The sequence below is a fragment of the Acidimangrovimonas sediminis genome, from assembly GCF_002871005.1.
In the GTDB taxonomy this organism is placed as follows: Bacteria; Pseudomonadota; Alphaproteobacteria; order Rhodobacterales; family Rhodobacteraceae; genus Acidimangrovimonas; species Acidimangrovimonas sediminis.
Genome location: NZ_PHSN01000001.1, coordinates 1 through 10513 on the forward strand (window position 1 = coordinate 1; position 10513 = coordinate 10513).

7 protein-coding genes are annotated in these 10513 nt (G+C 71.1%); 4 read left to right on the plus strand and 3 right to left on the minus strand.

Translation table 11 applies throughout. The annotated features are described in order from the left end of the window. A partial coding sequence (locus CVV76_RS00005) for a GcrA family cell cycle regulator (protein ID WP_332888523.1) occupies positions 1-289 on the minus strand: 289 nt, incomplete at its 3' end. Between the two features lie 160 nt (positions 290-449). Between CVV76_RS00005 and CVV76_RS00010 the strand changes: the two genes are divergently transcribed. The 4 genes from CVV76_RS00010 to gndA all read left to right on the plus strand — a co-directional run bounded on the left by CVV76_RS00010 (position 450) and on the right by gndA (position 4817). Beyond that, positions 450-854, plus strand: a complete 405-nt coding sequence (locus CVV76_RS00010) for a VOC family protein (RefSeq protein ID WP_102222571.1) — start codon at positions 450-452, stop codon at positions 852-854. Positions 855-1121: 267 nt separating this feature from the next. Further along, entirely contained in the window at positions 1122-2300 is a 1179-nt protein-coding gene (locus CVV76_RS00015) for an aspartate aminotransferase family protein (protein ID WP_102222572.1), read from the plus strand. A 117-nt stretch (positions 2301-2417) separates the two neighbouring features. Next, positions 2418-3344: an ornithine carbamoyltransferase gene (gene argF / locus CVV76_RS00020; protein ID WP_102222573.1), complete on the plus strand. Its 927-nt coding sequence runs from the start codon at positions 2418-2420 to the stop codon at positions 3342-3344. A 75-nt stretch (positions 3345-3419) separates the two neighbouring features. Continuing rightward, positions 3420-4817: an NADP-dependent phosphogluconate dehydrogenase gene (gndA, locus tag CVV76_RS00025; protein WP_102222574.1), complete on the plus strand. Its 1398-nt coding sequence runs from the start codon at positions 3420-3422 to the stop codon at positions 4815-4817. Positions 4818-4913: 96 nt separating this feature from the next. On the opposite strand, the gene hrpB is transcribed toward gndA, so the two are convergent. Then, positions 4914-7382 (minus strand): ATP-dependent helicase HrpB, encoded by a 2469-nt coding sequence (gene hrpB, locus CVV76_RS00030; protein WP_102222575.1) that lies wholly within the window; start codon positions 7380-7382, stop codon positions 4914-4916. A gap of 181 nt (positions 7383-7563) precedes the next feature. Next, positions 7564-10512, minus strand: a complete 2949-nt coding sequence (locus CVV76_RS00035; protein WP_102222576.1) for a condensation domain-containing protein — start codon at positions 10510-10512, stop codon at positions 7564-7566. Between the last annotated feature and the right edge of the window lies 1 nt (position 10513).

The following is a 10513-nucleotide window of genomic DNA, read 5'->3' on the forward strand; positions in this document are numbered from 1 at the left end:
GGGGGCTGGCGGCCGGGCGCGGCGCCTCGGCGCGCGGTGGCGGGGCTGGGGCGGCGCTGGCGGCCGGGCGCGGTTGCGGGGCTGCAGGTTTCGGCGCCTCGGGGGCGGCCTCGGCCTCGGCCTCGCCTTCGCCGCCGCCGGCCGTGCGGTTCGACAGGCCCAGGCGGTGCACCTTGCCGATCACCGCGTTGCGGGTGACGCCGCCCAGTTCCTTGGCGATCTGGCTGGCCGATTGCCCCTCGGCCCACATCTTCTTGAGCGTCTCGACACGCTCGTCCGTCCAGGACATGGCTGACCTCCGGTCTGGATTGCTGTCCCGCCCGGCCCGCGACACGGGCGGCGGGGCTTGCGCCCTATTCTAATCGCGACGGGCCGAGATACAAGCCGCGGGCCCGCGATGCAAGCGTCCTCCCTTGCGAAACCCTGCCGGAAGACACAGGTTTCCTGCCATGCAAGCCCGCGCCATCCTCGAAACCGTGCTCTACGCAGGCGACCTGGCCGCGGCCGAGGCGTTCTATGCCGATGTCTTCGGTCTCGAGGTGGTCAGCCGTCTGGAGGGCAAGTTCGTCTTCCTGCGCTGCGGCGAAGGCATGCTGCTGATCTTCGACCCGGCGCAATCCGCGGCCCCTGATCCGGCAAACCCGATCCCGCGCCATGGTGCCGCCGGGGCGGGCCACCTGTGCTTTGCCGCCGCCGACGCTGCGGAGATGACACGCTGGGCCGACCTCTTCGCCGACCGCGGCATCACCGTCGAGGCCGACCACCGCTGGCCGAACGGCGCCCGCTCTCTCTACCTCCGCGACCCCGCCGGCAACTCGGTCGAGGTGGCGGAGCGCAGGCTCTGGCAGGGCTGATCCACAATAGCGATGGACAAGCGTCGCGTCCCGCGCTATCCGCTTGCGTATGATCGACCGGAACGCCCCTCTCTCGCTTCCCCGACGCCGACGCACCCGCGCCTGACGTTGCGGACGCCTGCGCGTCCGCTCCCCCCGATCATTCCCCTGTGCGCCGCCCTGCGCGACCTTGTTCCCCGGGCTCCGCACACCCCCTGAAAAGCACTTCTCACGTTGACTTGGCCCCCTGCCTTTGGCACCCCTAGGCCTTCTTCCGAGGACTTTCCCATGACCCCCACCGTTCTGCCCACCTACAACCGCGCCCCCCTGTCGTTCGACAAGGGCGAAGGCGCCTGGCTGGTCACGGAGGACGGGACGCGATACCTCGACCTCGGCGCCGGCATCGCGGTGAACGCGCTCGGCCATGCCAACCCCGATCTCGTCGCGGCACTGACCGAGCAGGCGGGCAAGCTCTGGCATACGTCGAACCTCTACCAGATCCCGAACCAGCAGAAGCTGGCCGACATGCTGGTGGCCAACACCTTCGCCGACACCGTCTTCTTCACCAACTCCGGCACCGAGGCGGCGGAACTGGCGATCAAGATGGCCCGCAAGTACTGGTACGAGAAGGGCGCCCCCGAGCGGATCGAGATCATCACCTTCGAGGGCAGCTTCCACGGCCGCTCCACCGGCGCCATCGCGGCCGCGGGCGGCGACAAGATGGTCAAGGGCTTCGGCCCGCTGATGCCCGGGTTCATCCACCTGCCCTGGGGCGACCTCGACCTCGTCAAGGGGGCCGTCGGCCCCAACACCGCCGCGATCCTGCTGGAGCCGATCATCGGCGAGGGCGGCATCAAGGCCTGGTCCGACGCCGACCTCAAGGCGATCCGCAAGCTCTGCGACGAGACCGGCACGCTGCTGATCTTCGACGAGGTGCAATGTGGCATGGGCCGCACCGGCCGCCTCTTCGCGCATGAATGGGCGGGCGTCACGCCCGACATCATGATGGTCGCCAAGGGCATCGGCGGCGGCTTCCCCCTCGGCGCCGTGCTGGCCACCGAAGACGCCGCCTCCGGCATGGTCGCGGGCACCCATGGCTCCACCTATGGCGGCAACCCGCTGGCCTGCGCCGTGGGCATCAAGGTGATGGAGATCATCTCCGACCCCGATTTCCTGGCCGAGGTGAACCGCAAGGCCGCCCTCCTGCGCCAGCGCCTCGAGGGGCTCGTCGCGACCCACCCCGACGTCTTCAAGGGCATCCGCGGCCAGGGCCTGATGCTCGGCCTCGAATGCTCGAAGGCCTCGAACCTCGACGTGGTCAAGGCGGGGTACGCCACCCATGTCCTCACCGTTCCCGCGGCCGAGAACGTGATCCGCCTGCTGCCCCCCCTCAACATCACCGAGGAAGAGATTGCCGAGGCCATCGACCGCCTCGACCGTGCTGCAACCAAGGTGGAAAACCCCTGATCTTCTTCTGAGTGAAAATATCCCACGGGGGTGCGGGGGTGTGAAACCCCCGCGGATGCGGCGGGTGCGGGGGTGCGAAACCCCCGCCGCCGGACCCCGGCCAAGAAAGACAACGCCATGAGTTCCTTCCTCGACATCCACACCACCGACCCCGCCGACCTGCGGGCCATGATCGACCAGGGCCGCGCCATGAAGGACGCGCGCCACGGCCTGCCCAAGGGCGCCCCCGATGCCGAGCAGCCGCTCGCCAACCGCATGGTCGCCCTGATCTTCGAGAAACCCTCGACCCGGACCCGCATCTCCTTCGACGTGGGCATTCGCCAGATGGGGGGGCAGACCATGGTCCTCTCCGGCGCCGATATGCAGCTGGGCCATGGCGAGACCATCGCCGACACCGCCCGCGTGCTCTCGCGCTATGTCGACCTGATCATGATCCGGACCTTCGAGGAACAGACCCTGCACGAGATGGCCGAATATGCCGACGTGCCGGTGATCAACGGGCTGACGAACCGCACCCATCCCTGCCAGATCATGGCCGACGTCATGACCTACGAGGAACACCGCGGCCCGATCGCCGGCAAGAAGGTGGTCTGGTCGGGCGACGGCAACAACGTCTTCGCCTCCTTCGCCCATGCTGCGGGGCAGTTCGGCTTCGACCTCACCTTCACCGGCCCGCCGACGCTGGATCCGGAAAGGGAATGGCTCGACTTCTGCGCGGCCAAGGGTCACCCGGTCACCATCGACCGCAATCCCGAGCGCGCGGTGGAAGGCGCCGACCTCGTCGTCACCGACACCTGGGTCTCGATGCACGACCCGCAATCGGCGCGGGAGCGGCGGCACAACCAGCTCCGCCCCTACCAGGTGAACGAACACCTGATGGGATTGGCCAAGCCGGACGCGCTTTTCATGCACTGCCTGCCCGCGCACCGCGACGACGAGGCGACCAGCGCGGTGATGGACGGCCCGCATTCGGTGATCTTCGACGAGGCCGAGAACCGCCTGCATGCGCAAAAGGCGGTGGTGCGCTGGTGCCTGGGGTTGTAAGAGGGGCGCCCCGGAAGCATTGCCCTTGCCGGCAGGGCCGCTAGGTTCTGCCGGGCAAGAGACGCGGAGGTTTGCATGACGGCACGGATCGGGATCTACGGGCTGGGCACGATGGGCTCGGCGCTCGCCATGAACATGGCGACCAAGGGCATCGACATCGCGGTGTCGAACCTCGAGCCCGAGATGATCGACGCCTTCATGACCCGGTCCGGAGATGTCTCGGACAAGGTCACGCGGTGTGAGGATCTCGCGGCGCTGGTGCAGGCGCTGCCCACGCCGCGGCTGATCCTCGCCATGATCCCCTCGACCGGGCCGATCGATGCGCTGATCGACCAGCTGATGCCGCTGCTCGACAAGGGCGACACGCTGATCGACGCGGGCAATGCCGATTTCAATGACACCCGGCGCCGCAACGAGAAGATGGAGGCCGCGGGGTTCCACTTCGTCGGCCTCGGCGTCTCGGGCGGCGAAGAGGGCGCGCGCCACGGCCCCTCCATGATGTTTGGCGGCAGCGCCGACAGCTGGGACGGTCTGAAGCCGATCCTTGAGGCGATCGCGGCCCGGTTCGAGGGCGATCCCTGCGTTGCGCGGCTTGGCCCCGATGGCGCGGGCCATTTCGTCAAGACCGTGCACAACGGCATCGAATACGCCGACATGCAGATGATCGCCGAATGCTACGACCTCCTGCGCCACGGCACCGGCCGTGACCTTGCCGAGGTGGCGCAGGTCTTCGACGGCTGGAACGAGGGGCCGCTGGCCTCCTACCTCATGGAGATCACCGCCAAGGTGCTGCGCGCGCCCGACAGCCGCGCCGACGGACCCATCGTCGACGCCATCGTCGATGCGGCGGGGCAGAAGGGCACCGGCCGCTGGACGGTGATCGAGGCGGTGCGCCTCGGCCAGTCCGCCACGATGATCGAAGGCGCCGTCGCCGGCCGCGCCTGGTCGGCCGAGCGCGACCTGCGCGCCGCGGTCGAAAAGAGCTACGGCAACGAGCGGGGCACCGTGCCGCTGATGTCGGACCGGCTGGAACAGGCGGTTCTGGCGGCGCGGGTGCTGGAATACGCGCAGGGCTTCCGCATTCTGATGGCCGCCTCGGCCGAATTCGGCTGGGATCTGGACGCGGCCCGCATCGCCGAGATCTGGCGCGCCGGCTGCATCATCCGGGCCAGGCTGCTCGACGATATCTCGGCCGCCTTCCGCGCTGGTCCGCCGCAGGGCGAACTGCTGCTCTCCCCCGCCTTCGCCGAGGTGCTGGAGCAGGGCATCCCCGCGCTGCGCGAGGTGGTGGGGCAGGCGGTGGCCGCGGGCTTCCCGGTGCCGGTCCTGTCGGGCGCGCTGACCTTCTGGGACAGCCTGCGCCAGGGGCATGGCACGGCGAACCTGATTCAGGCCCTCAGGGATTTCTTCGGCCGCCACGGTTTCGACCGTCTCGACGGGCAGGATTTCCACCATGGCCCCTGGTGGGACTGACCGTAGGGTTCGCTTCAACGCCCCCCCGGCGCCGCGAATGCGGCATCGCGAGTAGGGCAAGGCGTCTCAGGGTGCGTTGAAACGCACCCTACGGGGTCACGTCCCCCGCGGCTTGGCCCGGGTGGTCGGGTCCGCCTCGGTCGGATCCTCGGGCCAGGGATGGCGGGGATAACGCCCGCGCATGTCCTTGCGCACATCCGCGTAGGACGAGGCCCAGAACCCCGGCAGATCCATCGTCACCTGCACCGGCTTCTGCCCTGGCGACAACAGCGTGATCCGCAGGGGCAGGCGCTCCGGCCCCACCGTGGGATGCGCCGTCACCCCGAACAATTCCTGCAACCTGACCTCGATCCCCGGCGCCTCGCCGCCGTAGTCGATCGGCACCTTCCGCCCCAGCGGCGTCGTGAAGTGCGCGGGTGCCAGCCGGTCGACCAGCTGCATCTGATCCCACGTCAGGCTCTGCCTCAGCGGCTCCAGCAGGTCGAGCGACCCGAGGTCCCCGGCCGTCTTCCGCCCGGACAGGTGCGGCAAAAGCCAGTCCTCGGCCCGGGCCAGCAACCCCTCGTCCGACATGTCCGGCAGATCCGCCCCCTGGTCGCGGAGCAATTCCACCCGTGCCCGGAACCGCCGTGCTGCGGCCGAGAAGTTCAACGCCTGCAACCCGAGGTCGCGAACCCCCTCCAGCGCCGCCAGCGCTACCGCCTCGGCCGGCGCGTCGGGCCATAGCCGGTCGTCGAGGACGAGGGCACCGAACACCTCCTGCCGCCGCGCCACCACCCTCCGTTCGCGGCGCGACCATTCGCAGACATCGCGCCAGCGGATGCGGTCGGGGTAGAGCGCCCTCAACCCGGCCTCGGAAATCACCGCCGCCTGCCGGATCCGCGCCTCGCGCGTGTCGCCGTCCAGGTCGGTGGCCACGATCAGCCGGGCGCCCGCCAGCGGATCCTCCGGCCCCAGATCCGCGCCCTTGCCGCCCGATAGCACCCAGCGCGGCTGATCGCCCTTGCGTCGCAGGCCCACCCGGTCGGGATAGGCCAGCGCCGCCATCTCGCCCGGCGCCAGCCCGGCATCCTGCGCCCGGGTCAACCGGGCCAGCCGCTGCACTTCCTTGCGGATCCGCTCCACCGCGCCCCGGTCGGCCTGCCACGGGTGACGCTCGGCGTAGGCTCGGGGATCGGCCAGCGCCCGAAGCCGCAGCGACAGGTCCACCGGCGCCGACCGCGGCAGCGGGTCGCGCTCTTCCAGAAGGGCCGCCAGCGGCGCCGCCGACGGCCCCGCCCGCAACAGCATGTGCGCCAGCCGCGGGTGCACCGGCAGCGCCGCCACCGCCCGGCCATGCGCGGTGATCGCGCCGCCCGCATCGAGCGCGCCCAGATCCTCCAGCAGCGCCCGCGCCCCGGCAAAGGCCCCGGGGTTCGGCGCGGTCAGGAACGCCAGATCCTCCGGCCCTCGCGCGCCCCAGAGCGCAAGCTCCAGCACAAGGCCGGTCAGGTCCGCCGCCTCGATTTCGGCCGGGGGATAGGCGGGCAGGCCGCCCTCCTCCCCCTTGGTCCAGAGCCGGTAGCAGACCCCGGGCGCGACCCGCCCCGCGCGGCCCCGGCGCTGCTCGGCCTCCGCACGGCTCACCCGCTCCGTCACCAGCCGCGACATGCCCGAATTCGGATCGAACCGCGCGCGCCGCGCCCGGCCCGCATCCACGACCACCCGGATGTCCTGGATCGTCAGCGAGGTCTCGGCGATCGAGGTGGCCAGCACCACCTTCCGCCCCGACACGGCCGGCGCGATCGCGGCCCTCTGCGCCGCGAAATCGAGGGCACCGTAAAGCGGATGCAGGCTCGCCCCCGCCGGCAGCCGCGGCCCCAGGGCCGCCGCGCAACGCCGGATCTCGCCCTCGCCCGGCAGAAAGACCAGCACGCCGCCCTCGGTCTGCCCCAGCGCCTCGGCGACCAGATCCGCCGTCGCCTCGGGCAGGCGCGCCTTGGGCGGCAGGGGACGTTCCAGCCAGCGCGTCTCCACCGGGTAGGCCCTGCCCTCGGAGGTCACGACCGGCGCCCCGTCCATCATCTCGGCCACCGGCCCGGCATCAAGCGTCGCGGACATCACGATGAGGGCCAGATCCTCGCGCAGCGCGCCCCGGATCTCCCAAGCCAGCGCCAGGCCGAGGTCGGCGTTCAGCGAGCGTTCGTGGAATTCGTCGAAGACCAGGCAGCCGATGCCCCGCAACTCCGGATCGGCCTGGATCATCCGGGTCAGGATCCCCTCGGTCACCACCTCGATCCGGGTTTCCTTCGAAACCTTCGCCTCGCCCCGGATGCGGTAGCCCACGGTCCGCCCCACCGGCTCGCCCAGCGTCTCGGCCATGCGCTCCGCCGCCGCCCGGGCGGCAAGCCTGCGCGGCTCCAGCATCATCAGCCGCCCCGCGAAGACCCCGGCGTCAAGCAGCGCGAGGGGTACCCGCGTGGTCTTGCCCGCCCCCGGCGGCGCCTGCAGCACCGCGCGCCCCTCGCTTTGAAGCGCGGCGATCAACGCAGGCAGGGCATCGTCGATGGGCAGGGTCTCGGCCATGCCGCCCTTATCCGGGATCGCGCCCGGCTTGGAAAGGGCCCGCCCCCAATCCGCTCACGACCACCTTCCGCTCTTCTTCTGAGCGAAAATATCCCGGGGGGTGCAGGGGGCAGCGCCCCCGCCGGCCCGACGCTGGGGCCCACGACCACGCCTGGTAGCCGCGCGCCCGCCGTGGCGCGGCTTAGCCGATGCGGTGCCGCGCCGCGCTCCACGCGTCGATCGCCCGGGCAAGGTCGCGCGTGCCGACGCGCAGGCCGCGGGTCACCACCACCTCCTCGAGCGCGACCGTGGTCAGCAGGTCCGGCCGCACCACCTTTTCCCAACCGACGGAGGGCAGGAAGAGCCGGCCCTGCGCGGTGATCCTGGTGACCACGTGCAGCACCGGAAAATCCACCTCTGCGGGGCGGTAGCGGTTCCTCGCGGCCGAGATGTAGGAGACGAACCGCTCCTGCTCGGGGGCGAGGTCGGTGGCGCGCACCGCGCCGATCAGGCCCAGCCGTCGGGCCAGTGCCAGCACGCCCGAGCGGCGCAGGATTCGGTAGCTGCCCAGCATCGCCTCGAGCGACATGGTGCCCATGCGTACCATGCGGATCTTGTTGCCCAATGCGTAGAAGCGCTCGGCCCAGCGGGTCAGGCGGCGGCGCTTGAGCGACTGTGCATAGCCCGGCTCCCACACGTCCTTGATCACCACGGCGACCTCTTCGCCCTCGGCCTTCAGGATGCGGGCGGCCTCCAACGCGATGTTGCCGTGCACGCAGACGCCGAACAGGAGATAGGGCCCCGAGGGCTGGGCCGCGCGGATGGTCGCGGCATATTCCGCGGCGATCTGTTCGAAGCTGCGCGGCGACCGATCGATGCCGCGCGTGCCGTCGAACAGGCGCACGCAGAGCGCGGGGTGGCGGTCGGAGAGGTACTGCGCGGTGTCGAGGATAAGGCCTACGTCGTTCACCGCGATGATCTGCTGGGCGGAGCCCTCGGTCAGGATCGGCTCAATCCGCCAATCCTCGCCATCGGGAAGCATGTTGTCGGGAAGCGTGTCATCGGGAAGCGTCCCGGTGGCGGGGGCCGGTGCGGCCTCCGCCGTCCCCCGGGAGGGGACGTCCTCGTCCGTCGCGGGCGGGCCGACCGGGGTGAGGCCGAGGTCGGTGGCGACGCGCGCGGCCAGGCCGGCCAGTGTCGGGCTCTGGTAGAGCGTGGCGACTCCGAGGCGCAGGGCCCAGCGTTCGCGGATCCGCGCCATCAGCCGCACCGCCAGCAGAGAATGACCGCCGAGGTCGAAGAAGCTGACATCGCGCGGGATGTCGGTCCGTTCCAGCAGCTCGGACCAGAGCGCCGAAAGCGCCGGTTCCACCGCTCCGTCCGGTTGGTGGGCGGCGGCTGTCTGAGTGGCGGCAGGCGGGATGGCGGCTGCGGCGGGCGCCGGGCTCGCCCCGGGGGCAGGCACGAAGGGCTGGGCGGTGGCGGCCGCGATCAGCGGGCGGGGCAGGCGGGCGCGGTCGAGATCGCCCGAGGACCGCCGTGGCAGCGCCGCCAGCACCGAGATCCCGATCGGCCGTTCCGCCGGGACCAGCCGCCGCGCGGCAAAGCCCATCAGTTCCTGCGGCAGCGTCTCGAGCGGGACCAGGCTGTCGGCCCGGGGGCTGACGAAGGCGAAGCAGGCGTTGCCCTCGCCCGCGGGCACCGCCGCGGCGGCACTGACTTCGGGGTGCGACGACAGCACCTCCTCGATCCGGGCGCCGGGGCGTGGCGTGCCGTCGGGCCGTTCGGCCAGCGCGGGCGCCAGCGGCAGGTCGGCGAGCGCGGGGCGGGCGCCCTCGGCGATCTCGACCAGCGCGCGGGCCAGCGTGTCGCGCAGCGCCTCGGCGCTGGCGGCCTCGTAGAGGTCGGGGCAATATTCGACCGATAGCCGCCAGGGCGCCCCGGGCCGACCGACCAGCAGCAGGCTGAGGTCCTGTGCCGACCCCGAGGCGAAGGCCGGGGCCGAGGCCATCTCGAAACTGCCGTAGCGCGCGCCGCGATAGAAGACGTGCATCAGGTTGAACCCGACCCCGCTGAAGGGCGCCCGCGACGCATCGCGCGGCGGGTTCAGCACCTCGACGAGCTTGGCGAAGGGCAGCGCCTGATGGGCCAGCGCCTCTTCGACCACGGTGCGGGCGGTGGCCAGGTGATCGGCCAGCGTGGTCTCGGGACGGGTGGGCAGGCGCAGCACGTGATGGTTGATGAAGGGGCCGATCAGCCCCTCGAGATCTGTGTCGATCCGGCCCGAGATCGGCGTCGACATCAGGACTTCGTCGGTCCCCGCCACGCGCGCCAGCACCCCGGCCGCGACCGCCGCGCCAAGGGTGAAGAGCGACACGCCCTGGTCCCGTGCCAGCGCGCCGAGCTTTTCCACCGTGCCCGCCGGGAGGTCGCAGCCGACCCGCGCGATCGCGGTGGAGCGCGGCATCGGGCGCGGCTTGTCGGGCCGGATCTCGAAATAGGGCGCGTCCTTCATCTGGCCGGCCCAGTAGGCGGCATCCTCGGCCTCGACGCCTGAGGCGAGGTAGTCGCGCTGCCACAGCGCGTAATCGCCATATTGCAGCGGCAATTCCTCCATTTCCGGCGGGCGCCCGGCCTCGAAGGCGGCGGCGAAGGTGCCGATCTCGTGGCCCAGGACACCGATGGAAGAGCCGTCGAAGACGATGTGATGCACCCCGGTCAAAAGCACCGCCCGCTCGGGCCCGAGGCGGACCAGCGTGGCGCGGATCAGCCCGGGGCGGGTCAGGTCGAAGGGCCGCCCGGCATCGTTCGCGGCGATCTCGTCGACCCGGGCGGCATGCTGCGCCTCGGGCACGCCGCGCAGGTCGACGACGCCAAGGCGGAAGGGAACCTGATCGACGACCTCCTGCACCGGCTCGCCGCCCTCGAGGACGAAACGGCTGCGCAGGATCTCGTGCCGCGCGATCACCGCCTGGTAGGCGGCCTCGATGCTGTCCGACCGGACCGGCCCGGTGACGTTCCACCGGATCGCGACGTTCAGCGTGGGGTCGTCCGGCATCAGCTGGTCGATGAACCACATCTGCCGCTGCGCCGTCGAGACGGGGAAGCGGGCGATCGCCGGTTGCGGGGTGGGATTGGCCGCGCCATCCATG